Source organism: Pseudomonas sp. Os17, from assembly GCF_001547895.1.
Classification (GTDB): domain Bacteria; phylum Pseudomonadota; class Gammaproteobacteria; order Pseudomonadales; family Pseudomonadaceae; genus Aquipseudomonas.
Window position 1 is genome coordinate 5732499 of sequence record NZ_AP014627.1, and the last position, 26247, is coordinate 5758745.

At 63.9% G+C, this 26247-nt stretch carries 21 protein-coding genes; 14 read left to right on the forward strand and 7 right to left on the reverse strand.

From position 1 onward, the window contains the following. Nucleotides 1-18: 18 nt before the first annotated feature. Nucleotides 19-1119 carry a redox-regulated ATPase YchF gene (gene ychF, locus POS17_RS25300; protein ID WP_016967414.1) on the forward strand — a complete coding sequence of 367 codons (1101 nt, stop codon included), beginning with the start codon at nt 19-21 and terminating at the stop codon, nt 1117-1119. 175 nt (nt 1120-1294) lie between these two features. On the opposite strand, the gene POS17_RS25305 is transcribed toward ychF, so the two are convergent. From POS17_RS25305 to pobA, 4 genes are all read right to left on the reverse strand, one after another. After that, on the reverse strand, nt 1295-2182 hold the full coding sequence (locus tag POS17_RS25305) for a helix-turn-helix transcriptional regulator (RefSeq protein WP_060841031.1): 888 nt from the start codon (nt 2180-2182) through the stop codon (nt 1295-1297). Between the two features lie 205 nt (nt 2183-2387). Continuing rightward, nucleotides 2388-2675, reverse strand: coding sequence for a putative quinol monooxygenase (locus POS17_RS25310; RefSeq protein ID WP_060841032.1), 288 nt, complete (start codon nt 2673-2675; stop codon nt 2388-2390). Nucleotides 2676-3220: 545 nt separating this feature from the next. After that, nucleotides 3221-5275, reverse strand: coding sequence for a TonB-dependent receptor domain-containing protein (locus POS17_RS25315; protein ID WP_060841033.1), 2055 nt, complete (start codon nt 5273-5275; stop codon nt 3221-3223). Between the two features lie 202 nt (nt 5276-5477). Continuing rightward, nucleotides 5478-6665 (reverse strand): 4-hydroxybenzoate 3-monooxygenase, encoded by a 1188-nt coding sequence (gene pobA / locus POS17_RS25320; protein ID WP_060841034.1) that lies wholly within the window; start codon nt 6663-6665, stop codon nt 5478-5480. A 192-nt stretch (nt 6666-6857) separates the two neighbouring features. On the opposite strand from pobA, the gene POS17_RS25325 reads away from it, so the two are divergent. Continuing rightward, the gene (locus POS17_RS25325; protein ID WP_060841035.1) at nt 6858-7748 is read left to right on the forward strand and encodes a helix-turn-helix domain-containing protein; all 891 of its coding nucleotides are present in this window, start codon (nt 6858-6860) and stop codon (nt 7746-7748) included. 218 nt (nt 7749-7966) lie between these two features. After that, a complete protein-coding gene (locus POS17_RS25330) occupies nt 7967-8902 on the forward strand; it encodes a SphA family protein (RefSeq protein ID WP_060841036.1) in 936 nt (311 codons plus the stop codon). A gap of 94 nt (nt 8903-8996) precedes the next feature. On the opposite strand, the gene POS17_RS25335 is transcribed toward POS17_RS25330, so the two are convergent. Further along, a complete protein-coding gene (locus POS17_RS25335; protein ID WP_060841037.1) occupies nt 8997-10832 on the reverse strand; it encodes a sigma-54-dependent Fis family transcriptional regulator in 1836 nt (611 codons plus the stop codon). 512 nt (nt 10833-11344) lie between these two features. Between POS17_RS25335 and POS17_RS25340 the strand changes: the two genes are divergently transcribed. The 5 genes from POS17_RS25340 to POS17_RS25360 are packed head-to-tail and all read left to right on the forward strand — an operon-like array spanning nt 11345 to nt 15917. After that, nucleotides 11345-12820, forward strand: coding sequence for an aldehyde dehydrogenase family protein (locus POS17_RS25340; protein ID WP_060841038.1), 1476 nt, complete (start codon nt 11345-11347; stop codon nt 12818-12820). A gap of 48 nt (nt 12821-12868) precedes the next feature. After that, on the forward strand, nt 12869-13204 hold the full coding sequence (locus tag POS17_RS25345) for a c-type cytochrome (RefSeq protein ID WP_060841039.1): 336 nt from the start codon (nt 12869-12871) through the stop codon (nt 13202-13204). 10 nt (nt 13205-13214) lie between these two features. Continuing rightward, complete coding sequence (locus tag POS17_RS25350) at nt 13215-13904, forward strand: hypothetical protein (RefSeq protein WP_060841040.1); 690 nt, start codon at nt 13215-13217, stop codon at nt 13902-13904. 13 nt (nt 13905-13917) lie between these two features. Continuing rightward, nucleotides 13918-15486 (forward strand): FAD-binding oxidoreductase, encoded by a 1569-nt coding sequence (locus POS17_RS25355; RefSeq protein WP_060841041.1) that lies wholly within the window; start codon nt 13918-13920, stop codon nt 15484-15486. Between the two features lie 59 nt (nt 15487-15545). Then, entirely contained in the window at nt 15546-15917 is a 372-nt protein-coding gene (locus tag POS17_RS25360) for a c-type cytochrome (protein ID WP_060841042.1), read from the forward strand. Nucleotides 15918-16015: 98 nt separating this feature from the next. On the opposite strand, the gene POS17_RS25365 is transcribed toward POS17_RS25360, so the two are convergent. Continuing rightward, nucleotides 16016-17233, reverse strand: a complete 1218-nt coding sequence (locus tag POS17_RS25365; RefSeq protein WP_060841043.1) for an MFS transporter — start codon at nt 17231-17233, stop codon at nt 16016-16018. A gap of 326 nt (nt 17234-17559) precedes the next feature. Between POS17_RS25365 and POS17_RS25370 the strand changes: the two genes are divergently transcribed. Further along, on the forward strand, nt 17560-19617 hold the full coding sequence (locus POS17_RS25370; RefSeq protein ID WP_060841044.1) for a methyl-accepting chemotaxis protein: 2058 nt from the start codon (nt 17560-17562) through the stop codon (nt 19615-19617). Between the two features lie 12 nt (nt 19618-19629). Here POS17_RS25370 and POS17_RS25375 read toward each other — a convergent pair whose 3' ends face one another. After that, the gene (locus POS17_RS25375; protein WP_060841045.1) at nt 19630-20535 is read right to left on the reverse strand and encodes a LysR substrate-binding domain-containing protein; all 906 of its coding nucleotides are present in this window, start codon (nt 20533-20535) and stop codon (nt 19630-19632) included. Between the two features lie 226 nt (nt 20536-20761). On the opposite strand from POS17_RS25375, the gene POS17_RS25380 reads away from it, so the two are divergent. The 5 genes from POS17_RS25380 (at nt 20762) to POS17_RS25400 (ending at nt 26218) form a co-directional block, all read left to right on the forward strand. Further along, entirely contained in the window at nt 20762-21880 is a 1119-nt protein-coding gene (locus tag POS17_RS25380) for an ABC transporter ATP-binding protein (RefSeq protein ID WP_060841046.1), read from the forward strand. A gap of 15 nt (nt 21881-21895) precedes the next feature. Continuing rightward, entirely contained in the window at nt 21896-22816 is a 921-nt protein-coding gene (locus tag POS17_RS25385) for an ABC transporter permease (RefSeq protein WP_060841047.1), read from the forward strand. Continuing rightward, nucleotides 22813-23622, forward strand: coding sequence for an ABC transporter permease (locus POS17_RS25390; protein WP_060841048.1), 810 nt, complete (start codon nt 22813-22815; stop codon nt 23620-23622). Before POS17_RS25385 ends, POS17_RS25390 begins: the two co-directional genes overlap by 4 nt. 27 nt (nt 23623-23649) lie before the next feature. Beyond that, nucleotides 23650-24684, forward strand: a complete 1035-nt coding sequence (locus tag POS17_RS25395) for an ABC transporter substrate-binding protein (protein WP_060841049.1) — start codon at nt 23650-23652, stop codon at nt 24682-24684. Between the two features lie 70 nt (nt 24685-24754). Further along, nucleotides 24755-26218, forward strand: coding sequence for an amidase (locus tag POS17_RS25400; RefSeq protein ID WP_060841050.1), 1464 nt, complete (start codon nt 24755-24757; stop codon nt 26216-26218). Nucleotides 26219-26247 lie beyond the last annotated feature (29 nt).

Sequence of the window (26247 nt, forward strand, 5' to 3'; positions counted from 1 at the left end):
CTCCTCGGGGAATACACCATGGGATTCAATTGCGGCATCGTCGGCCTGCCTAACGTCGGCAAGTCCACCCTGTTCAACGCCCTGACCAAGTCCGGGATCGCGGCCGAGAACTTCCCCTTCTGCACCATCGAGCCCAACAGCGGTATCGTGCCGATGCCCGATCCGCGCCTGGACGCCCTGGCGGCGATCGTCGTGCCGGAGCGCGTGCTGCCGACCACCATGGAGTTCGTCGACATCGCCGGCCTGGTGGCCGGTGCCTCGAAAGGTGAAGGCCTGGGTAACAAGTTCCTGGCCAACATCCGCGAAACCGATGCCATTGCCCACGTGGTCCGCTGCTTCGAAGACGACAACGTGATCCACGTGTCCAACAGCGTCGACCCCAAGCGCGACATCGAGATCATCGACCTGGAGCTGATCTTCGCCGACCTCGACAGCTGCGAGAAACAGCTGCAGAAAGTCGCTCGCAATGCCAAGGGCGGCGACAAGGATGCCGTGGCCCAGAAAGCCCTGCTGGAGCAACTGATCGCCCACTTCACCGAAGGCAAGCCGGCCCGCAGCCTGATGAAGGACATGAGCAGCGATGAGAAGCTGATCATCCGCGGCTTCCACCTGCTGACCACCAAGCCGGTGATGTACATCGCCAACGTTGCCGAAGACGGCTTCGAGAACAACCCGCTGCTGGACGTGGTCAAGGCCATCGCCGAAGAAGAAGGCGCCATGGTGGTGCCGGTGTGCAACAAGATCGAAGCGGAAATCGCCGAGCTTGAAGACGGCGAAGAAAAGGACATGTTCCTCGAGGCCCTGGGCCTGGAAGAGCCTGGCCTGAACCGAGTGATCCGCGCTGGCTACGAAATGCTCAACCTGCAGACCTACTTCACCGCCGGGGTGAAGGAAGTTCGCGCCTGGACCGTGCGTGTCGGTGCCACCGCGCCACAAGCGGCCGCCGTGATCCACACCGACTTCGAGAAAGGCTTCATCCGCGCCGAAGTCATCGCCTACAACGACTTCATCCAGTTCAAGGGTGAAGCCGGTGCCAAGGAAGCTGGTAAATGGCGCCTGGAAGGCAAGGAATACATCGTCAAGGATGGCGACGTGATGCACTTCCGCTTCAACGTGTAAAACCTGGATAGCCTTTCAGGAGATGTCTGCGGATTGCCTCAGACGCCTGAAAACCCCGTGGGAGCCCCGATTTTCGGGGCTTCTTCGTTTCTACAGCGTGCATGAGGCTCCTGCCCCCTACGCAACAGACGACTGCGCAGGTGCATGCGTTTTGGGGGGCTTGGGCCTTGTCGGGCTACAGTTGCGCCGCGTAGGTCTTGGCTTTCTTCGGCGTGACACCGTAGCGTTGCTTGTAGGCCTTGATGAAGTGGGAGGTATTTTCATATCCCACCTCCACAGCCGCGTCGGTGACGGAATAATCTCTAGCCGTCAGCAGTTGATGCGCGATATCGAGTTTTCTTTCGATGATCCAGCGGTTCGGGGTGGTGTCGTAGCTGCGCCTGAAGTCGCGAATAAAGGTCGACACGCTGCGTCCAGTCAGCAGGGCATAGTCTTCAATCTTCAGCTTGTGGGAATAGTACTGCTCCATGAAGTCGGTGATCGGCCGGCGCTTATGGCTGCCGCCGCAGGACAGCTCACGCAGGAAACGCAAGGACTTGTCCCGGATAGCGATCAGGTGCAGTAGTTCGAGCAGTTTCAACTCCAGCAACGCGTCGGAACCCTCCGCGCCCTTGTAGACATAGTTCAGAGAGTCGATATAACGCCGAATCTGTTCGTTAGCGTGCAGGGTATAAGTGCCGTGCACGCTTTTCTGCAGGCCGTCGGCGTGCAAGTTGCCTGCACCGGCCGCGCTCGACAGGTATTTGGCGATCAGCTTGTCGTCAAAAAACAACAGCAGCGCCTCGAAGATATCGTTGCCGGTAACGTAGTCCGATACCGTGTAAACACCTTTGGAGAGGAATATCAGATGATTCTCGTCGACGACATGGGCCATGGCGTCATAGTCGCGAATAATCTGCTTGCCCTGCTTTATATAGACGATCAACGGCGTGGCGATATAGATCGCCTTGTTTTCCAGGTTCGTTTCAAGGGTTTTATGCAGGATGGACGAACGACCGTCAGCGAGGATCGGCTTTACGTTGCGCATCGAATAAAGCGCCGCCGGTACTACTTCGAGTGTCATTGCTATGGTTTCTCAACAAATGGGCCGCCCCATTTGCACAGGGCGCTATCCAGCAGCGCGACATACTGCTGTCCAAACGGCCAGGACGTTCGGGACGGAACAGGAGTTGGGGAAAATAGCAGAAAACACATAACAGCCAGTAGCGCATGCCTGCCCAAGATGGCGCCGGAGTCGTCGCACACGCCCTGCCGCTGACGTTACGCCATCAAACTTCGCTGAAGTAACCGCTGACCGGCGCACTGCTCAGATGCTCGACGATAAGGCTCCACTGACCGCTCGAGATCATCTGCTCGACGTGGGCGCCGTGCACTTCCCGCGAATCCCAGGCTTCCACCAGCGTGAACGCGAGTGGATCTTCCAAGTGGTTGAGGATCCTGACTGTTTGGCAACCGTCCACCTTCGGCAGATTGAGCTTAACGTCGTTCATGATGTCCTTGAACGATTGCAGCTTTTCTTCTTTGACATTGAAGCTGATGACAAGATTGACGGACATATTAGTTCTCCAGTTTTATTCAACTAAAAACAACTTCGTCGATAGCAGGAACAGTCGATTGCTGATTCGACCTGGCGCAAATAGTTCGCCATGCAAGCAACCACTCTATATATGGTTAAACAATGAAAATGATTGAAAATGTTTAAAAATGCGCGATTCCAGTCACTCTTGTTTTTTTCTTGCGGGGCGGCCGATGGCATACGCCGCCTGCGGGAACAAAGAGTCCGGCGTGGTTCAAATGCGTTCGAAGTTGGGTGACACGGGCGAGCGGTATACGTCCACTAAAGCAATTGAGCCTTGATGATTTGACAGTCCGTGATTCGCTCTCTGGGTGACTGATCCGCCGGACGGCTGGCAAACCACGCATCAAGACCTGAAAAAGAGTAGCCGGCATCTAAATGTATTCGCGGGTGGCCATATTGCTGATTCCCGCGCAGGCATCCCTTCAGTCACGGCCCTTGCAGCCTCGACGTGCGGATTAACCTGCCCACCCTTCAGCCCCATTGCCCGGCAATGGGGCTGACTCCCCTGCCCCATCCAGCGGCCTAGAAGTAAGTGGTCGCCCCCGCGAAGAACGCCCGTCCAGGCACGTAGAAGTTGGTCGATCCGTCCCGCAGGTCCTTGTCCATCAGGTTCTGTACCCCGCCGTTCAGGGTCAGCCACTGGGTCACCGCCAGATTCGCCGTCAGGTCGTAGGTGGTGTAGGACTGCACGAAGTCATTGCCCAAACCCCGCTGCTTGCCAACGTGCTGCGCCGACAGTTCGGTGCTCAAACGGTCGTTGATCTGCCAGTCCAGCGCGCTGAATGCCGACAGCTTGGGCGAGCTGATCAGATCTTCGCCGGTGCTCAGGTTCCGGCTTTCCAGCATGTAGGTGGCGTTGGTGCGCCACGTCACGGAATCCCCCAGCGGCACCCGGGCGGTGCCTTCCCAGCCACGGGTGCGGGCCTTGTCGACGTTTTCCAGCATGGTCCACCAGCGGCCCTGGTACTGGCCCAGCGGGCCGTATTCGATCTTGTCGGTGAAGTCGGTGTGGAAGTAGGTCAGGCCGGCCTCCCAGCCGTCATGATCGAACGACAGGCCGATTTCCTTGTTGGTGCTGGTTTCCGGTGTCAGGTTCGGGTTGCCCGCCATCCAGCAACTGCCGCCGCCATAACCCAACGGACGCAACGAACCACAACCACGGCCTCCGGACTCGGTCGCCGCACCTGCACTGCCTTCCTTCAGGCTCGGCGCACGAAAGCCCTTGGACACACCGCCGCGCACGGTCCAGTCCGGATGCGGGTGATAGACCACGTAAGCCCGCGGACTGTTGTGGTTGCCGTACTTGTCGCTGTGGTCGAAACGGTTGCCCAGGGTCAGGGACAGGTTGTCCAGCAGGAACAGTTCATCCTCGATAAAGGCCGCCGAATAATCGCCCTTCAAGGTCGAGCCATTGACCGGCGTGCCCTGGTAATCCACGGGCACGGTACCAAGGGTGTTGGTGTTGGTCAGTTCCTCACGCTTCCATTGCCCGCCCAGCGTCAGGCGCTGGTCCACCAGCAGTTCGAAGGGCATGTTGAGGCTGCCTTCGACGATCTTTTCTTCGGAGTTGGCCTTACCCACGTCCAGGTCGTTGCGGTACTTGTTCAGGTAGGCATCGAGCTTGGAGGTGCCGAAACTCCAGTCGCCGCTGTGGGACAGGATGTAGCTGTCGCGGGTCAGGCGGCTGGGGCCGAAGGCGCCACCAATGGTTTCGTCCCAATCACCAAAGGTCTTCTTCGATGACCAGGCATGCTCAACGCCATGCACCGCCTCGAAGGACAGGCTCTGCGCTTCGTTGATCTGCCAGTCCAGCAGGGCATTGACGCTCTGGTCCTTGGAGCCGCCGGCGCCGTCGTCGTACATGAAATCGCCCTGGGCATCGCGCCGCGCCGCGACCTCATCCGCCGCCCGCCGCGTCACGTTGGCGCCCAGGCGCAGGCCCAGGGACTCGGTCAACGGGCCCGCCGCATTCACGCTGTACTGGGTGGTCTGGCCCCGGTCGGAGTCCTTGGGCACGGTGATGTTGGTGCTGGCCGAACCGGTCCAGGTGCGCGAGACCTTGCGCGTGATGATGTTGATCACCCCGCCCATGGCGTCCGAGCCATACAACGATGACATCGGCCCCCGCACGATCTCGATGCGCTCGATCATGTTCGGCGAGATCCAGTTCAGGTCCTGGCGCGCCAGGTCGCGGCGATAACTCAGGTCGGCGGAGCTGCCGACCCGTTTGCCGTCCACCAGAATCAGCGTGTACTTGTCGTCCAGGCCCCGCAGCTTGATCTTCGACTGCTCGCCCACCGGGCCGAAACCACCGGTCACACCCGGCACCCGGCGCAGCAGGGTGTTGAGGTCGTAGACCGGCTGGCGCTCGATTTCCTCACGGGTAATGACGCTGACGCTGGCCGGAGCATCCTTGAGGTCCGTGGCGCCACCGGTAGCGGTGACAAACGCAGTGTCCAGTTCCAACGGCGCCGGCTTGGTCTCTTCTGGCGTCGCGCCGGCCTGCGCCAGCGGAGGCAACAGGCCGACACCGGCGCTGAGCAGAAGCGAATGGAACAGGCAGGAGCTGACTTTCATGACAAACGATCCTTGTCGATTCAATGCACCTTGGTGGTGCATCAAGGGAGAGGGGATCGAAGTGTAATGCTAATAAATATCATTTAGAAATAGGAATGTTTCTCGACCGATACCTTTCGGCCCATGCCCCTGTGCAAACACGGCCCCGCCACCACCCCCTTTCGCGAGCGATGACAAGGCCGATGCCGATACCGCCGAAGGCTCAGCAGACGTCTTCGTAAGGCAGGCCCACATAGTTCTCGGCAATGTTCACCAGGCCCGCGTGGGAATTGAGGAAATACTCGCGATCGGCCTCCTGCATCTTGTGGTCCCAGGCGTCCTGCTGCTCGCCGAAATCGTGCAGCAGGTTGGTCATGAACCAGCTGAAACGCTCGCCCTTCCACACCCGGCGCAAGGCCAGCTCGGAGTACTTGTCCAGCAGTTCGGTACGCCCTTCGCGGTAGACCTTGACCAGGATCCGGTACAGGTAGCACACGTCGGAGGCCGCCAGGTTCAGGCCCTTGGCGCCAGTGGGCGGGACAATGTGCGCGGCATCACCGACCAGGAACAGCTTGCCGTACTGCATCGGCTCCACCACGTAGCTGCGCAGCGGCGCGATGCTTTTCTCCAGCGCCGGCCCGGTCACCAGATCCGCCGCCACCTCCGTCGGCAGACGGGCCTTGAGCTCGTTCCAGAAGCGTTCGTCGGACCAGTCCTCGACCTTGTCGCTCAGCGGCACCTGCAGGTAGTAACGGCTGCGGGTCAGGGAGCGCTGGCTGCAGAGCACAAAGCCGCGCTCATGCTGGCCGTAGATCAGCTCGTGGTTGACCGGCGGCGTATCGGACAACAGGCCCAGCCAGCCGAAGGGGTACTCGCGCTCGTAGTGAGTCAGCACCTGCTCGGGAATGCTCTTGCGCGCCACGCCATGAAAACCGTCGCAGCCGGCGATGTAGTCGCAATCGATGCGGTGCTGCTGGCCGTCCTTTTCGTAGGTGAGGTAGGGCTGTGCGCCCTTCATGTCATGGGGCTGCACCTTGTCCGCGGAGTAGATGATCGGCGCCCCGCAGGCAGCGCGGGCCTCCATCAGGTCACGGGTGACTTCGGTCTGGCCGTAGACCATCACCGTCTTGCCACCGGTCAGGGCCTTGAGGTCGATGCGCACGCGCTTGCCGCCCATTAACAGTTCCACCCCTTCGTGGACCAGGCCTTCGGCGTCCATGCGCTGGGCCACACCGGCCTCACGCAGCATGTCCACGGTGCCCTGTTCGAGCACCCCGGCGCGGATGCGGCCGAGCACGTAATCCGGGGTCTGGCGCTCGACAATCACCGTGTCGATGCCGGCCTTGTGCAGCAGTTGGCCCAGCAGAAGGCCGGAAGGTCCAGCGCCGATAATCGCAACCTGAGTTTTCATTGTTGTCGTCTCTCAAGGGCATTCCAGTCACCGTGCAGGCGAAATCCGGAATTTATGGTTATTGTTGTACCCCTGCATTTTTGCCGACAAAAATCGCAGTAAATGGTGATAAACCAACGTAAAAATGCACTTTTGCAAACAGCGTTCGATTATCGAGCACTCCAGCCACCCCGTCGCGACAGGTCGCCTCCGATGAAAGCCAGCCGCTCCAGCATCCCGGTGTTCAAGCTCTATGGGGAAAACCAGGCCTGGCCGACCCCGGACCTGCTGCACTGCGAATCCATCCCCAAGCGCAGCAGCCTGCACCATTGGGAGATCAAGCCGCACCGTCACGCCGACCTCTACCAGTTGCTCTATGTGCAGCGCGGCCAGGCCCTGGTGGAAGTCGAGGGACGGCGCCAGGACGTGCGCGAAGCATCGATCCAGGTGGTGCCGCCGCTGATGGTCCACGGCTTTCAGTTCTCGGAAAACATCCAGGGTTACGTGCTGACCCTGGGCGCGCCTCTAGTGGCCCAACTGGAAGCGCAACTGGGCGCGCCCCTGGCCGTACTCGCGTCTTGCGCCTGCTACCCGGTGGGCCGTGACCGCCACAGCCTCAACACCCTGTTCAAGGCGCTGATGGATGAATACGAAGGCAGCGCCGCGGCCCGCGACCTGTTGCTGCATTCGCTGGTCAACGTGCTGGTGGTGTGGATCAGTCGCCGTGGCCAGCAGAACACCCCGCCGAGCAACCGCGGCGAGCGCAATCAGCAGTTGTTGGGGCATTTCATCAAGCTGGTGGAGCGCCACTATCAGGAACACCCCACGGTGGAATCCCTGGCCCATCGCATCGGCCTGTCCAGCGTGCACCTCAACACCCTGTGCCGGGAACTGGCCGGGCAGAGCGCGCTGCAGATGCTCCACCAGCGCCTGATGCTGGAAGCCAAGCGCGGGCTGATCTACACCAACATCAGCATCAGCCAGCTGTCGGACAACCTGGGGTTCAGCGACCCGACCTACTTCTCGCGCTTCTTCAAGCGCCTCAGCGGCCAGTCGCCCAATGCCTTTCGCCAGAGTGCCGGGCAAGCCCCCGGCAGCCGCTGAGCCGACGCGAGTTTTGTGCAGCTCGCCGATTTCTCTTAACAAATCTCGCCACACGCCGCCGACGGCCCTCGCCAATACCGTCGCGAATTCTTATATGTGATTGATTTAAAACGATAAATTAAAAATAAAAGAATTGGCACGCTAGTTGAGACGCTCTGCCAGCGCCTCAGGAGCCCTCCTCCTGCCAGCGCTCCCATAACAATAAGGCAGACCTTCTCATGCATCAGACCTCCTCGCGCCTGCGCGTTCTTGCACTCACCTCCAGCCTGCTGTTTGGCGCCCACACCTCATGGGTGCAAGCCAGCGAAGGCGGCGTGTCCTCCTGGCCCATGGGCATCGAACTCTACGGCATGGGCATCCTGCCGCCGCCCGGCACCTATGCCCAGGTCTTCGTCGGCAACTACCTGGCCGACAGCCTGCGGGACAACGCGGGTCACCGCGCGGCCAGCATCGACTTGCGCGTCACCAGCGTGGTGCCACGTTTTGTCTGGGTGACCGAGCAAGAAGTGCTGGGGGGCAATCTCGGTTTCCACGCCCTGCTGCCCCTCAACGACATGCGCCTGAACATCAAGAACGGCCCCCACGATCACAAGCGCGGGATAGGCGACGCCCACCTCGGCCCGGTGCTGGGCTTTCATCACAGCGACAAGTTCCACAGTGCCCTGGGGGTCGATTTCGTGTTGCCCAGCGGCGGCGAATACGACAAGGACGACCTGATCAACCTGGGCAACCACTACTACACCGTGCAAGCGGTGTATGCCATGACCTACACCGATCCGCAGGGTTTCAACGCCGATGTGCGCCTGATGCACGACTACAACTTCGAAAACCGCGCCACCCACTATCAGTCCGGACGCGAGCTGCACGCCGACTACAGTCTCGGCTGGGGGCTGGGCAACGGCTGGGTGATCGGCGTCGGCGGGCACGCCTATCAGCAGATCAGCGACGACAAGTGCAGCGTCACCGATTGCGCCGCCGCGGCCCAGGTGCAAGCCAGTGATGGCAATCGCGGACGCTCGTTCTCCATCGGCCCGGCGGTGCAATTTCGCAGCAAGAGCGGCTGGTCGTTGAGCGCCAAATGGCAGGACGAATCGGCGGTGCGCAACCGCGCCGAGGGTCAGACCTACTGGCTGAAATTCACCACCGCGCTCTGAATCGACAGACGCTGAATCAACCCCCGTTGAATCAACGCCCCCTGCACCGCCGAACGCCGCGCCCGCTGTTGCCGAAACGCAGCAGCGGGCCGGTTCAACGGCCCTTGAGGCGATAGCTGACCTGAGCCCGACTCATGCCGAGCATCTGCGCCGCCGCGGTGATGTTGCCCCCGGAGCGCTCCAGGGCCAGATGCACCAGGCGCAATTCGATCTCTTCCAGCGAGGTGCTCAAAGCCGGCGCCCGGCCGGAGAGAAAGGCCTGCAGGCTGGCCAGCTCCGGCTCCTCGAGCGGCGCCTCAGCCGAGCTGGCCGCCGCTGAAGAGGGCGCTGGTTCACGCAGCGTCGGTGGTGACAGGCGCCCGTCGGCGTTCAAGCCAATGGCAACCCCCGCCAGGGGCGTTCCCGCTTCGCTCAGGTGCACCACATCGATGATTTCACCGTCGCCGGCGGCAATCACGCCGCGCTCGATGAGGTTCTGCAACTCGCGGATATTGCCGGGGAAGCGGTAGGTCAGCAGCGCATTCACCAAGCGCGTGCTGCAACCCGCCGGCTGACGCCCGTGGCGCTGGCTGAAGCGGTGCAGGAAGTAACTCAGCAGCAGGGGAATGTCTTCACGGCGCTCGCGCAGGGGCGGCAGATGAATGGGAAACACATTCAAGCGATAGAACAGGTCCTCACGAAAGCGCCCGGCCTCCACTTCGCGCCGCAGGTCGAGGTTGGTCGCCGCGATCACTCGCACATCCACCCGCAGCGGCTCGCTGCCCCCCACCCGCTCGATCTCGCCTTCCTGCAAGGCCCGCAGGATCTTGCTCTGGGCCGAAAGGCTGAGGGTGGCGATCTCATCAAGAAACAGGGTGCCGCCATGCGCCCGCTCGAAGCGCCCCGGCCGCGAACGGTCGGCGCCGGTAAAGGCCCCCCGCTCGACGCCGAACAGCTCGGCCTCCACCAGGTTTTCCGGCAGGGTCGCGCAGTTCAGCGCCACCAGGGGCTGCTGCCGACGGCGGCTGGCCTGATGCAGATTGCGCGCGAACAACTCCTTGCCCACCCCCGACTCTCCGGTCAGCAGCACCGTGGCCTGGGTCGGCGCCACCCGCTGCAACAACTGGCTGGCGGCCACAAAGGCCGCCGAGATGCCGACCAATTGCTGTTCGCCGGGCGATACCGGTAGCTCGGCGACCTGGGTCTGTACCCCCGAGGCATAGGCGCTGCGGCTGAGAAAATCCCCCGGATCGAGGTACATCAGGTCGACGTCGATGTCCTCCCACAGCTGCGCCGGCTTGCCGACAATCCGACAGGCCGGCTGCCCCATCGAGCGGCATTCCAACTCGCGAAACACCACCAGCCGCCCCAGCAGCGACGAGGCGTAGCCACTGGCATAGCCGATCTCCATCCAGCACGCCGGCTCGCCGCCCAGGCCATAGGCGGCGATGTGCTCGTCGTCTTCCAAGGAGTTGTGCCAGAGAAACTCCGAATAGAAATGGCCGATGCTGGAGTCGATCTCGAAGCGCACCACCTCGACATTGACCATGCCTTCGAGCATGTGCAGACGCGGCCCGGCGCTGTAGAGGCTGGCGTGATCGCCGTCCGGCCACTGCTCGCTGACCTGGGCCGCGTCCCGGGCCCCGGCCTGCCAGCCGATGCGCGTGATCAGGCCACGGGCCTTGTCGAAGCCCAGGGCCTCGATCAATTCACGACGGATCGAGCCGAACGCCGACCCCTGCATCAGCATCATCCGCTGTCCACACAGCCAGATGCTGCCGTCCTGGGGGGCAAAGGCCACGGTCTCGGCCAGTTGCTCGGCCGAAGGCAGGCCGCTGGCCTCGAATTGACTGGTGCGATCGACGATCAGGCGCTTTTGCCGCCCCAGCATCTGCTTGAGGAAGTCTTCATCCGCAGGACGGCCGGGCTGGCTGGAAGGAGAACGAGTCATGGGCAATCAACAGGCAGCTCAGGGGCCTTGCAGTATGCCCCGGCGCTTTGCCGGGTCAATCGCCGTCCCTCCTGGCCGCAGGCGATGCGCAGATTCTGGCCGGTAACCGCACAGTTTCCGCAGGCGCCCCGGGAGTGCCGAGCTTTCGACGCCCTTGCGACTTCTCTGCATAAATTTCCGCAGCGCGCCCCGCACGACGGCCCTCCCGGCAACCTGGACAATCATCTAACTAATTGTTTTAAAACAATATTTTCACGAAAAACGACCGTGGCACGATAGTTGTTATGCACAGGCAGACGCTCATCCATAACAAGACAACAGGTGACCTTGCCATGCTTTCTGCCTTCCTCGCGCCTCCCCCGCCCTGCCCCTCACGCCTGCGCCACGGCCCATTGCGCAACGCAGCCCGTCTCGGCTGAAACGCCGCCCTGGCGGGCCCCCATCCCTACCCTCAAACGCCATCGGCTTGATTGCTGACAGCCGAGCCATGGCCACGAACAAGAGAGCACCCCATGACTGCGACTCGACCTGCCTATCAACACCTGGAACTGCAGCCCATCGCCGGACAATGGCGCGCCGGCAGCAGCGGCCAAGCGCTGGCCGTCCTCGACCCGTTCACCGAGCAATGCCTGCTGCAGATCAGCCTGGCCAACCGCCAGGACCTCGACCAGGCCTACACCAAGGCCCGCCAGACCCAGGCCCCATGGGCCGCCAGCGCGCCTGCCCAACGCAGCCAAGTGCTGCTCAACGCCGCGCGGATCTTCGATGAGCGCCGCGAGGAAATCATCGGCTGGCTGGTCCGCGAGTCCGGCAGTACCCGGATCAAGGCGCAGATCGAATGGGGCGCGGCCCGCGCCATCATCGTCGAAGCGGCCAGCCTGCCCAGCCGGGTCCACGGGCGGATCGTCGCCTCCAACGTCCCCGGCAAGGAAAGCCGCGTCTACCGCAAGCCCCTGGGGGTGATCGGGGTGATCAGCCCCTGGAACTTCCCCCTGCACCTGAGCGCCCGCTCCCTGGCGCCGGCCCTGGCCCTGGGCAACGCGGTGGTGATCAAGCCCGCCAGCGACACCCCGGTGACCGGCGGCCTGCTGCTGGCGCGGATCTTCGAGGAAGCCGGCCTGCCCGCCGGGGTGCTCAGCGTGGTGGTCGGCACCGGGGCGGAAATCGGCGATGCCTTTGTCGAGCACCCGGTGCCGGCGTTCATTTCCTTCACCGGCTCGACCCAGGTCGGCCGCAACATCGGGCGCATCGCCAGTGGCGGCGCGCACCTCAAGCATGTGGCCCTGGAACTGGGGGGCAACAGCCCGTTCGTGGTCCTGGCCGATGCCGACTTGGAACAGGCGGTGAACGCCGCGGTGGTGGGCAAGTTCCTGCACCAGGGGCAGATCTGCATGGCGATCAACCGCATCATCGTCGAACAGCCAGTGCTGCAAGCCTTTACCCAACGCTTTGTCGAACGGGTCAAGGCCCTGCCCCATGGCGACCCGAATCTGCCGGCCACGGTGGTCGGCCCGGTGATCAACCACAAACAGCTGGCCGGTCTGCAAGACAAGATCAGCCTGGCCCTGAGCGAAGGCGCGACCTTGCTAGTGGGTGGCCCGGCTTCGGGCAACGTGCTGCCACCTCACGTGTTCGGCGACGTCCGCGCCGACATGGAGATTGCCCGCGAAGAAATCTTCGGCCCCCTGGTGGGCATCCAGAGCGCACGGGATGCCGAGCACGCCCTGGAGCTGGCCAATGCCAGTGAATACGGCCTGTCCAGCGCGGTGTTCAGCGCCAACCCGGAGCGTGGCGTGCAGTTCGCCCAACGCCTGCACGCGGGCATGAGCCACGTCAACGATATGCCCGTCAACGACGAGCCCAACGCGCCCTTTGGCGGTGAAAAGAACTCGGGCCTGGGCCGCTTCAACGGCGACTGGGCAATCGATGAATTCACCACCGACCACTGGATCACCCTGCAACACACACCGCGCCCCTATCCGTTCTGAACAGGGCGCCTGTCCACCGAATCACCCCATAACAATACGGAGTACGCAATGTCCTCGCTCCTTGACAGCCCAACTGTGAAACGAAGCCTTGCCCTGTGCCTGAGCCTGCCCCTGGCGGTGCTGGCGACAACGGCCGCCGCCGATGGCGACGGCGTCTGGAAAAGCGGTGAAAACGTCTACGCCAAGGTCTGCGGCCACTGCCACGAAAAGAACGTCGGCCCGCAGATCAAGGGACGCCAACTGCCAACGCCCTACATCACCGCGGTGGTGCGCAACGGCTTTCGCGCGATGCCGGCCTTCCCGGCGTCGTTCATCGACGACAACGCCTTGCAGCAGGTCGCCGACTACATCTCCAAAGCCCCGGCCACGGCCGCCCAACCCTGAGGAGACGCCCATGAACATTGAACGTCGCGCGTTGCTCAAGGGCATGGCCCTGGGCGGTCTGGCCAGCGTCGCAGTGACCGGCCCGGGCCTGAGCCTGGCCAACGGCGTACTGGGCCCGTCCGCGGGCAGGCGCCTGCCCACCCTGGCCCTGGTCAGCCCCGCCGTCGCCGACTCGGCTTTCGTCCAGGGAATCAACGCCAGCTCGGTGGCGCGCCAGGTCAGCGTGCAACGCTGGGAGGCCAGCCTGGCGTCGATCCAGGCGCTGCAACAACGCCTGGGCAGTGGCCAGCGGCAACGCATCATCGGCCTGCTGGACGATGCCAGCGCCGCGCTGGTGCTCGACCAGGCCCGCAGCGCCGGAGCCCGAGTGCAATGGCTCGGCCAGCACCACAGCGATGCGCGGACCTCGCGCCACCAACTGCTGGGCACCACGGCCGCCCATGGCTGCGCCTTGCAACTGGGCCTGCAACTGAACGCCTGTGGCGCCGGTTTCAGCCTCAGCGAGCAGCGCCTGCTGGCACAGCCGGCGTTCCAGGCCGGCGCCCGCGCTCGCGACCCACGCAGCGCCGAACAATGGGCCGCCACCCTGGGCTACAGCCTGGCCGAACTGGCCAGCGGCCGTCTCGGCCAGGCGCCGTTGGCCAGCCCCCGGGCCGTGCCATTGAGCGGCCATTTCGTTTCGTTCTCGATTGAGGCTTGAAGGAGCTGATCCAATGACTGAGCAAACCCAGAAGCCACTGTTGCCCCGGGGCGTGAATGCAGCCCGCTTCAACCAGGCCATCGCCCAGTTCCGTGCCCTGCTGGGGGACGAGAACGTGCTGGTCAAGGACGACCAGCTGGTGCCCTACACCAAGATCATGATGGCGGTGGACACCGCCGAGCACATGCCCTCGGCCGCCGTCACCGCCACCAGCGTCGAGCAGGTGCAGGGGGTGGTGAAGATCTGCAACGAGCACAAGATTCCGGTCTGGACCATCTCCACCGGCCGCAACTTCGGCTACGGCTCGGCAGCGCCCGGCCAGCGCGGCCAGGTGATTCTCGACCTGAAGAAAATGAACAAGATCCTCCACGTCGACCCGCAATTGTGCACCGCGCTGGTGGAGCCCGGAGTCACCTACCAGCAGCTCTACGACTACATCCAGGAACACAACCTGCCGCTGATGCTGTCCTTCTCTGCGCCCTCGGCCATCGCCGGTCCCCTGGGCAACACCATGGACCGCGGCGTCGGCTACACCCCCTACGGCGAACACTTCCTCATGCAGTGCGGCATGGAGGTGGTGCTGGCCAACGGCGACGTCTATCGCACCGGCATGGGCGGGGTCAAAGGCGACAACGCCTGGCAAGTATTCAAGTGGGGCTACGGCCCGACCCTGGACGGCATGTTCACCCAGGCCAACTACGGCATCTGCACCAAGATGGGCTTCTGGCTAATGCCCAAGCCACCGGTGTTCAAGCCGTTCGAGATCAAGTTCGAGAACGAGTCGGACATCGCCGAGATCGTCGAATTCATCCGCCCGCTGCGCATCGCCCAGGTGATTCCCAACTCGGTGGTGATCGCCGGCGTGCTGTGGGAGGCCGCCACCTGCAACACCCGCCGCGCCGACTACACCCAAGAGCCGGGCGCCACCTCCGAGGCGATCCTCAAGCAGATCCAGAAGGACAAGAACCTCGGTGCCTGGAACGTCTACGCCGCCCTGTACGGCACCCAGGAGCAGGTGGACGTCAATTGGAAGATCGTCAATCAGGCCCTCAAGGCCCTGGGCAAGGGACGCCTCGTCACCCAGGAGGAAGCCGGCACGACCCAACCCTTCCTGTACCGCTCGCAACTGATGTCCGGGGTGCCCAACCTGCAGGAATTCGGCCTGTACAACTGGCGCGGCGGCGGTGGCTCGATGTGGTTCGCGCCGGTGAGCCAGGCCCGCGGCAGCGAGTGCAACAAGCAGCAGGCCCTGGCCAAGCGGATCCTCAACAAGCACGGCCTGGACTACGTGGGCGAATTCATCGTCGGCTGGCGCGACATGCACCACGTGATCGACGTGCTGTACGACCGCAGCAACCCGGAGGAAACCCACCGCGCCAACGCCTGCTTCGCCGAACTGCTGGATGCGTTCGAACAGCAAGGCTATGCCGTGTACCGGGTCAACACCGCCTTCCAGGAGCGGGTGGCGCAGAGCTACGGCCCGGTCAAGCGCAAGGTCGAGCACGCCATCAAGCGCGCCCTGGACCCGAACAACATCCTTGCCCCGGGCAAGTCCGGGATCGACCTGGCCAACCCTTTCTAAGTCGCTGACACGCCCCGTCGGCAGCACGCCACGGGGCCCCTTGAACCACAGGAAAACCCATGAAGTACACCCCACTGCTCGCAGCCCAGGCGCTGCTGCTGGCCGCGCCACTGGCCCTGGCCGACGGCGACGCGGTCCTCGGCAAGGCCCTGTTCAGTGCCCAATGCGGCTTTTGCCACAGCACCGAGAACGGCAAACACCTGATGGGCCCCAGCCTGCACCAAGTCTTTGGCCGGGCCAGCGGCCAGGCCCCGGGCTTCAGCTATTCCAGCGCCCTGCAAGGCGCTGGCCTGCAATGGAACGACGCCAGCCTGGAGCGCTGGCTGAGCAACCCGGCGACCCTGGTGCCGGGCAATAACATGATGTTTCCCGGCCAGTCCGATCCACAGAGCCGGCAGCACCTGATTGCCTACCTGAAAAGCCTGCACTGAGGCCGCAGGCAGCGACGCCTCAACTAGCACTGCGCTGAAACGAAAACGCCCGGAGCATGGCCCCGGGCGTTTTTTTTTACGCGTCGAACAACCGCGCGTCAGGCTTTGCGGGTACGCGGCAGGAAGATCGCCAACACCCCGAACAGCGGCAGGAACGAGCACAGGTAGTACACGTACTCGATGCCATGGAGGTCCGCCAGGTGCCCCAGCAGCGCCGCGCCGATCCCGCCAAAACCGAACATCAGGCCGAAGAACACCCCGGCGATCATGCCGACGTTGCCCGGCACCAGTTCCTGGGCGTAGACCACGATGGCGGAGAACGCCGAGGCCAGGATGAAGCCGATCACCACGCTGAGGACGCTGGTCCAGAACAGGTCGACATGGGGCAGCAACAGGGTGAACGGTGCCACCCCGAGGATCGAGAACCAGATCACCGCCTTGCGCCCGATCTTGTCGCCGATCGGCCCGCCGAAGAAGGTCCCCGCCGCCACCGCGCCAAGGAACAGGAACAGGTGCAGTTGCGAGCTGGCCACCGACAGGTCGAACTTCTCGATCAGGTAGAAGGTGAAGTAGCTGGTGAAACTGGCCATGTAGAAATACTTGGAGAACACCAGCAGCCCGAGGACCACCAGGGCGCCGATCACCCGCTTCCTCGACAGGCCGTGCGTGGCTGCCTGCCCCTGCTTGAGCTTGTGCAGGCGCAGGTGGTTGGCGTACCAGCGGCTGATGGCGTAGAGCACCACCAGGGCAAACAGCGCGAACAGGCCGAACCAGGCCACATTGCCCTGGCCGTAGGGAATGATGATCGCCGCGGCCAGCAAGGGGCCGAACGCGGTGCCGGCATTGCCGCCGACCTGAAAGCTCGACTGCGCCAGGCCGTAGCGTCCGCCGGACGCCAGCCGGGCGACCCGCGAGGCTTCCGGGTGGAAGGTCGAGGAGCCGATGCCGATCAACGCGGCCGCCAGCAGGATCAGGGCAAAGCTGCCGACCTGGGACATCATCAGGATGCCGATCAGGGTGCAGATCATGCCCGCCGGCAACAGGAACGGCAGCGGCCGCCGATCGGTGTAAAAGCCGACCCAGGGCTGCAACAGCGAGGCCGTGAGCTGGAAGGTCAGGGTGATCAGGCCGACCTGGGTGAAGCTCAGGCCATAGTTGCTCTTGAGCATCGGGTAGATCGCCGGCAACACCGCCTGGATCAGGTCGTTGATCAAATGGGCCAGGGCCACCGCACCGATGATGCGCAGGACCAGGGGGCTGCTTTGCGAAGCAGAAGAAGCCGTCGTTGCGACGGTCTGAGGGTTGCTGCTAGCCATAGGATTTTCCGTACAACGGGTGGGTGCACAGGGGCAGGTGCGCCAATGTGCCATTTTTCAGTGCGCTCGCGCCATCCCATTAGCTTGCTAACGACTTTGCCCAGCCGACTGATAGCCCATCGCCATGGTCTGAATCTTGCTCCTGCCGCCACACCAACCCGACGCCCTTACCCAGGGTGGCGAAAATGGGAAGTAACGCTACAGCGCCGGCAGGATCCTGGCGCCGGTTGCACACTTTCCGAGGCGATTTTACGAGGGCACAGGGTCCGGGCCAGCCGCCTCGACCGCACGCCAATGGTGCGTGGTGCCCAAAGGAGCAGTAGTGCATGCATCTATTTCTGGCACCGGGCATGGCGTTGTTGGGGCGTTTTGGCTTCGCTCGCAAATTCCAGCTGTTGTTTCTGCTGTTCATCCTGCCGCTGCTGGGCAGTCTGTGGATGATCGGCCAGGACTACCGCGACAGGCTTGGCCTGATGGCCACCGAACGTTCCGGGATCCGCCAACTGCAAGCCCTGGATACCCTGGACAACCTGCTGACCGCGCAGCGTGATCGGGCCGCCCGCTGGCGCGCCACCGAGACCAACCGCCAGCCGACGCCGGCGACCCTCGCCGCGGTGGCGGCGTTCGATGCGGTCCAGCCCGGCCTGCTCCAGGCCAGCGAAGAATTGGGCAATGCCCTGCACCAGGCCGGCGCCGAGGACGACACCCTCGCTCGCTACCGAGCGCTGCAAGGCAGCCTGCAAGGGCTGGACTCGAAAAGCCTGGCCAGTGTCGGCTGGTGGCCGGACGGCTACGAACGCTTCACTTCAGCCCTCGGCGCCCTGCAGGCGCTGCGTGAGCAGATCGCCATGGACAGCCGCCTGACCCTGGCCCCCTGGCTGGAGACCTACCTGTTGACGCAAATTGCCACCCAGCATGCCCCGGACCTGATCGAGCGGGTCGGGCGCCTGGCGGCGGTTGGCCAAGCCTCGGTGGTATCGGGCCAGTTCACCCTGCAAAGCCGTCTGCAACTGCGGGACTTGCGCAGCCGCATCGGCGATGCCCGAGAACAACTGAGCAAGACCGGCAGCCTGCTGGAAGCCCGCCTGCCCAGCGAACTGCAAGCCTGGGCCGGGCGCTATCACGACAGCCTGAAGCAGCTGGATGAACAGTTGAAAGTGCTGGACGACGGCCTGTTCGCCGGCAACATCAACCTCAAGCCGGAACCCTTCGAACAAGGCCTCGACGCCCTGCTGGGCCAGCTGGCGAGCTTGCGCCAGGACTCCCTCGGCGCCCTCGACAGTCGCCTGGAGCACTACCAGGGTTCGGCCCTGCGCCAGCTGATCCTGGTGGCCACGGTGCTGGGCTGCCTGGTGCTCGCCGCGCTGTACCTGTTCGTCTGCCTGCAAGCCTCGATCCGCCGCAGCGCCAGCGGCATCACCCTGCTGGCCGAAGCCCTGCGCGATGGCAATCTGTGCCTGCAAGTGCCGGTACAGGGCCGCGATGAGCTGGCGCTGATCAGCACCGCGCTGAACGTGGCCGTGGTGCAACTGCGTGGCAGCCTGCAAGGGGTGGATCACGAAACCCTGCAACTGGGGGATGCGGTGCGCAGCCTCAACCAGCACGCCAGTGGCGCCCTGAGCGAAGTCGAGGCCCAGCAACAGCAGATCAGCCAGATTGCCGCCGCCGCCACGCAACTGGCCGCCACGTCCCAGGGGGTCGCACAGAGCTGCGAACAGGCCTCCGACAGTGCCCAGCAGACCCGACGCATCGCCAGCGACAGCAGCCAAGACAGCCAGCGCACCACCGCCAGCATCCAGCAACTCAACCAGCGCCTGAACGACACCGCGGCCGCCCTGGGCCGGGTCAGCGAGCAAGGGCAGCAGATCCAGCTGGTGGTGGACACCATTCGCGGCGTGGCCGAGCAGACCAACCTGCTGGCGCTGAACGCCGCCATCGAAGCGGCGCGCGCCGGGGAGCAGGGCCGGGGCTTTGCCGTGGTCGCCGACGAAGTGCGCAGCCTGTCGCAACGCACCCAGTCGTCCACGGCGCAGATCGCCGCCACCGTGGACAGCCTGCGCAGCACGGTGAATGAAGCGGTAAGCCTGATGGAGGCCGCTTGCGGCCAGGCCCAGAGCGACGCCCAGTCGGTGACCGGCCTGGGCCTGCGCCTGGTGGAGATCGCCGATGCAGTGCAAGGGGTCAGCGACACCCTGGCGCAGATCGCCACCGCCGTGGAAGAACAGGCCTGCACCGCCGATGAAGTCAGCAGCAACATCCAGCACGTGGATCAGGCGGCGGTGCGCCTGCTAGAGGGGGCCCGGGCAGTGAACCTGGCCGCGGACAGCCTGAACCAGGGCAGTCGGGCCCTGAGCGTCAACACCGGGCGCTTCCAACTGGCCTGACGCCGAAGGTCCTCAAGCCTTCAGCCGAGCCTCGGGGAAGTCCGCCTCGAGCTCGGCCTTGAGCCATTGGATAAACCATTCCACATCCTCGGACCATTCAGCGTCCGGGGTCAGTACGCGGTAGCTTTCCAGCTTCACCTGATCGTCCAGCACCCGCACCAGGGTGCCGGCCTTGAGCTCCTCGCGCACCAGCACTTCATTGGCCAGGGCAATGCCGCCGCCGCTTTCGGCCACCGACAGGGCGTGGTCGTTGTTCACGTAGATCAGGTCGGACGTGAGGTGGATATCCAGGCCATTGGCGGCGAACCACAGGTTCCACCACTCGCCGTCATCGAAGTGGATCAGCGCGTGGCGGGCCAGGTCCGCCGGCTCGCGGATCGCCTCGATGCTGGCCAGGTAGGCCGGGGTGCAGATGGGGAACACCCGGGGGCAGATCAGGCTGACCCGCGATTCGGGGTACTGCCCGTCCAGGCCGTAGGCGATCCCCAGGTCGGCACTCTTGGCGTCGACTTCGGTGAAGGTCGAATTCGGTTCGATGGCGAACTTCAGGCCCGGGCGCACATGGCGCAGCGCCTCCAGGCGCGGGGTCAGCCAGCGCTTGGCAAACCCCGGCACCACCATGATCCGCAGCCAGCGCTCGGCGGTCCTGGGCTGGGCTTCGCGCCCGGCCTCGATGATCAACTGCAGGGCCGCGGCGATCTTGCGGTGGTACTTCTCCCCCGCCGGGGTCAGGATCACCCCGCGCGAAGTGCGTTCGAACAACTGCACGCCGAGCCAGTCCTCCAGCAGCTTCACATGACGGCCGATGGCCGGCTGGGTGACATGCAGCGACCTGGACGCTTCGACATAGCTGCCCAGGCGGGCCGCGGCATCAAAAGCCCGCACCGCATTCAACGGTGGCAAACGCTGTTCGGCCATGGTTTAGCCCGCCCATGCTATTAAATTATTTAACAGCTGGTATGTTAAAATTGATGTTTCGCCCCCGCAACCCCTCACTGATAATCAGCCCCAGCAGAACCATAAGAACCCGCGAAAAGCCGCTAAAAACAGGCTTCCCACGCATCCGAACACATCTCGATCCTGCCCTAAGAAAAACAATATCCATGGCCTGCACGACAGCCCATGGGGGAATCGGAGGTAAGGCATGAATGCCCTGCATTCGCTGCAAACACTGGCGGTGTCCATCCGCTCGGTGCGCAAGGTCTACGGCGATCCACACAGCGGCCCGGTGGCCCTGAAGCACATCGACCTGGACATCCGCGACAACGAATTCTTCACCCTCCTGGGGCCCTCCGGCTGCGGCAAGACCACGCTCTTGCGGATGATCGCCGGCTTCGAATTCCCGACCCAGGGCGAGATCCTCCTCTACGGCGAGAACATCGCCGAGCGGCCGCCCTTCGAGCGTCCGGTGAACACCGTGTTCCAGCATTACGCGCTGTTCCCCCACATGACCCTGGCCGAGAACCTGGCCTTCGGCCTGGAGTCGCGGCCCATGGGCCAGGTGCTAAGCAAGGCGCAGATCGCCGAACGGGTGCGCGAGATGCTGGCCCTGGTGCAGATGGAGCGCTTCGCCGGGCGCAAGCCCAACCAGCTCTCCGGCGGCCAGCAGCAACGCATCGCCCTGGCCCGGGCCCTGGCGCCCCATCCCAAGGTGCTGTTGCTGGACGAACCGCTGTCGGCCCTGGACCTCAAGCTGCGCCAGGCCATGCGCGAAGAACTCAAGGCGATCCAGGCCAAGACCGGCATCACCTTCATCTTCGTCACCCATGACCAGGAAGAAGCCCTGACCCTGTCCGACCGCATCGCCGTCCTGTCCGAAGGCGAGGTGCAGCAAGTGGGCCGCCCGGAAGAGATCTACGAGCAGCCGCGCAATCGCTTCGTCGCCGACTTTATCGGTGAAACCAACTTCATCCAGGCCCAGGTCAAGCGTATCGAGGCCGGCCTGGCCTGGTTCAGCGGGCCCGCCGGAGAAGCCCTGCCGGCGCAACCGTGCAGCGGGGTCAAGGTCGACCAGCAGGTCACCCTGTCCGTGCGCCCGGAGCGCCTGCACCTGCGCAGCGAAGCCGTGGAAGGGGCCCTGGCGTGCCGCATCGAGGCGCAGATCTACCTGGGCACCGACCTGCAATACCAGGTCAGCCTCGGCGACGGCACGCGTCTGACCGTGCGCACGCCCAACAGCCTCGAACAGCATCCGCGCCTGAGCGTGGGCAGCCATGCCGGGCTGCTGTTCGAACGCGGCAGCGCCAGCGTCCTGCTGGATTGACCACGAGGATTCGCCATGCACGCCTCATCGATTTCCCAGCACCTGGAACGGCGCAAGGCCTTGCGCAGCGTTCTCGGAGTCAGCCCGGCGCTGATTGCCATCGGCCTGTTCCTGATCGTGCCGATCCTCATTGTCATCGGCTATTCGCTGATGGAAGCCAACCCCTACGGCGGGGTGAACAAGGTTTTTAGCAGCGACGCCTACACCGCCCTGTTGTTCGAACGGCAACTGGATGACAGCCTGGCCTTCACCGACTCCTACCTGCTGATTGCCCTGCGCTCGATCGGCATCGCCGGGCTGACCACCCTCATCACCCTGCTGATCGGCTTTCCGGTGGCGGTGTGGCTGGCCATGCAACCGGTGCAGCGCCGGGGCCTGCTGATCTTCCTGATCACTGTGCCGTTCTGGGCCAACCTGCTGATCCGCACCTACGCCTGGATCCTGCTGCTGCGCAACACCGGGGTGATCAACAACAGCCTGATGGACCTGGGGCTGATCCACGAACCGTTGCAGTTGCTGTACACCGACGGCGCGGTGCTGCTGGGGCTGGTCTACACCTACGCGCCCTTCGTGGTGCTGCCGATCTACGCCACCCTGGAAAAGATGGATATCCGCCTGCTGGAAGCGGCCCAGGACCTCTACGCCGGACGCTGGCGCACCTTGCGCAAGGTGGTGCTGCCAATCGCCAAGCCGGGGATCTTCGCCGGGGCGATCCTGACCTTCGTGCCCTGCCTGGGGGCGATGATCGCCCCGGAACTGCTGGGGGGCGGCACCCGGATGATGCTCGGCAACCTGATCTTCCGCCAGTTCAGCGACGCTCGTAACTGGCCCTTCGGCGCCGCCCTGTCGCTGGTGCTGATGGCCGCGGTGATGCTGGTACTGACCGTCTACACCCTGCGCGCCCAACGCCAGCGAACCCTTCAGGAGGGCGCATGATGATCCGCCTGTTCAAACGCAACGGCCCAGGCGTCCAGGACTTTCCCGGCTTCGGCGGCTTCAGTTTCCTGTTCTACCTGTACCTCTACGCGCCGATCCTGGTGCTGGTGGTGTTCTCCTTCAACGCCAACCAGTCGGCCACGGTGTGGAGCGGCTTCAGCCTCGACTGGTACCGCGCAGCGTTTGCCAACCAGGCCCTGCGCCAGGCGGCGGGCAACAGCCTGCTGATCGCCGTGTGCGCCAGCATGGCGGCCACGGCGATTGCCACCCTGGCGGCCCTGGGCACCTCACGCGGAGCGAAGTTCAAGGGCCTGCAACTGTCCATGGGCGCCATCATGCTGCCCCTGGTGCTACCGGAAATCGTCGTCGGCGTGGCCACCCTGGCACTGTTCTCCACCCTGGGGCTGTCCCTGGGCTACGGCAACCTGATCATCGCCCACACGGTGTTCTGCATCCCCTTCGCCTACTTGCCGATCCGCGCCCGCCTCAACGACATGGACCTGTCCCTGGAGCACGCCGCCGCGGACCTGTACGCCGGCCCCTGGCGCACCTTTCGCAAGGTGACCCTGCCGCTGCTGATGCCGGGGATCGTCTCCGGGCTGATGCTGGCCTTCATTGTCTCCCTGGATAACTTCGTGATCTCAATGATGGTGTCCCAGGCGGGCACCACCACCCTGCCGATCTTCATCTTCGGCCTGTTGCGCATGGGCGTGACACCCGACGTCAACGCTGTGTCGACGCTGATCCTCGGCGTCTCGGTGCTGTTCGTCAGCCTCTCTTACCTGTTGAGCAAGAAACACCCTTGAACCGTCCACTGACCTTGGGGAAATGCCATGAGCAAGTTGATCGCAAGTCTGGGAACCTCGCTGCTGCTGAGCCTGCCACTGGCGGTGCAGGCCGCCGAGAAACTCAACGTCGTGAGCTGGAGCGGCTATTTTTCGCCGGAGATTCTCGCCAAGTTCCAGAAGCAGACCGGCATCGAGGTCACGGTGGACTCCTACGATTCCAACGAAACCCTGCTGGCCAAGCTGAAGCAGGGCGGCACCGGTTATGACGTGGCGATCCCGTCCCACCAGTTCATTCCGATCCTGATCCAGGAGCAGTTGCTGGAGCGCTTCGATCCGGCCCAGCAGCCCTACTACGCCGGCGTGGTCGACAACCTGAAAAAGCCCACCTGGGACCCTGAAGGCGCCTACTCGGTGCCCTTCATCTGGGGCACCACCAGCGTGGTGCTCGACGGCGAACGCTACAAAGGCCCGAGCGACAGCTACAAGGTGCTCTACGAGCCGCCGGCAGAGCTGCAGGGGCGGATCAACATGTTCGACTCGGTGAGCGAAGTGATCGACATGGCCAGCCTGTACCTGAACATTCCGCTGTGCAGCGAAGACCCCAAGCAGATGCAGCAGATCCTGGGCCTGCTCAAGGCGCAGAAGCCCTACGTCAAGACCTACAGCTCCAAGGCCGGGGCGATCCGCGAGAACCTCGCGGCCGGGGAAATCGACATGTCGATGTTCTGGGGCGGCTCGTCGATGCGCGCCCGGGAGATGAAGCCCAGCCTGAAATACCTCTACCCGAAAGAAGGCGTCCTGGCCTGGGTGGACAACATGGTCATCCCCAAGGGCAGCAAGCACCCGGCGAACGCCAAGGCCTTCATCGCCTTCCTCAGCCAGCCTGAGAACGCCGCCATGACCCAGAACTTCCTCAAGCACCAGAGCCCGATCAAGGGCGTCGAACCCTTCCTCGACGCCGGGTTGAAGGATGCTCCCGAGCTGCACATTCCCGAGGGCACCAAGGTGGTCTTCAGCCAGACCTGCGGCGAAGGCGCGATCCGCCTCGCCGACCGCCTGTGGACCAACCTGATGCGCTGACCTGCGTTGACTTCTGCCGCCCCGGCCTGGATGCCGGGGCGTTTCTAAAGCCGTTTGAAAGGCCCCTGCCATGATCGCCAATCCCCCCAGCGAGCTGGTCCTGCTCCAGGCCCATGAACTCGCCGAGCGTATCCGCCTGCGTCAGGTTTCCTGCCGGGAAGTGATGCAGACCTACCTTGCCCACATCGAGCGCTACAACCCTATGGTCAATGCCCTGGTCAGCCTGCAACCGGCCGACAGCCTGCTGGCCCAGGCCGACCAGCGCGACGCCGAACTGGCCCGTGGCGACTATCGCGGCTGGATGCACGGCCTGCCCCACGCGATCAAGGACCTGTCCCTGACCCAGGGCATCCGCACCACCCTGGGTTCGCCGCTGTACCGGGATTTCATCCCCGAGCGCGACGGCATCATGGTGGAACGGATCAAGGCCGCCGGGGCGATCATTATCGGCAAGAGCAACACCCCGGAGTTCGGCCTCGGCTCGCAGACCTACAACCCGCTGTTCGGCGCCACTGGCTGCGCCTATGACCCAAGCAAGACCGCCGGCGGCAGCAGTGGCGGCGCCGCCGCGGCGCTGGCCCTGCACCTGGTGCCGGTGGCCGACGGCAGCGACATGATGGGCTCGCTGCGCAACCCGGCGGCCTTCAACAACATCTTCGGCTTCCGACCGTCCCAGGGCCGGGTGCCCTTCGACGACAGCAGCGACCTGTTCATCGACCAGCTCGGCTACGAAGGCCCCATGGCCCGCAGCGTGCGCGACGCAGCGCTGCTGCTGTCGGTGCAGGCCGGCGGCGATGCACGGGCACCGCTGTCCATCGCCGAATCGGGCCAGGGCTTCGCCGCGCCACTGGAGCGCGACTTCAAGGGCACGCGCCTGGGTTGGCTGGGGGACTTCAACGGTTACCTGCCGATGGAAAAAGGTGTGCTGGAACTCTGTGAAAAGGCCTTGGGCGATTTCCGCAGCCTGGGCTGCAGCGTCGAACCGGCCAGCCCGGACTTCACCCCCGAGCGCCTGTGGAGCAGCTGGCGCACCTTGCGCCACTGGATGGTCGCCGGGTCCCTGGGCAGCGCCTATGCCGACCCGCACAAGCGTTCACAGCTCAAGGCAGAAGCCATCTGGGAAGTGGAAAACGGCCTAAAGCTGTCCGCCAGCCAGGTCTTCGACGCCTCGGTGATTCGCAGCGACTGGTACCGCGCCATTTCAAAGCTGTTCGAACGCTTCGACTACCTGCTGCTGCCCAGCGCCCAGGTCTTCCCCTTCGACAAGCACACCCCTTGGCCGTGCAGCATCGAAGGCGCGGCCATGGACACCTATCACCGCTGGATGGAGGTGGTGATTCCCGGCACCTTGTCCGGCTGCCCGGTGGCCAGCGTGCAGGCCGGCTTCAACGCCGACGGCCTGCCCATGGGCCTGCAGATCATCGGCAAGCACCAGGCCGACTTCGCCGTCCTGCAACTGGCACACGCCTACGAACAGGCCAGCCGCTGGTTCCAGCGCTGCCCATCGCCACTGATTTCGGGGGGGAAGGGATAAACGGTTGATAGCGTAGATAATTTTTTTAT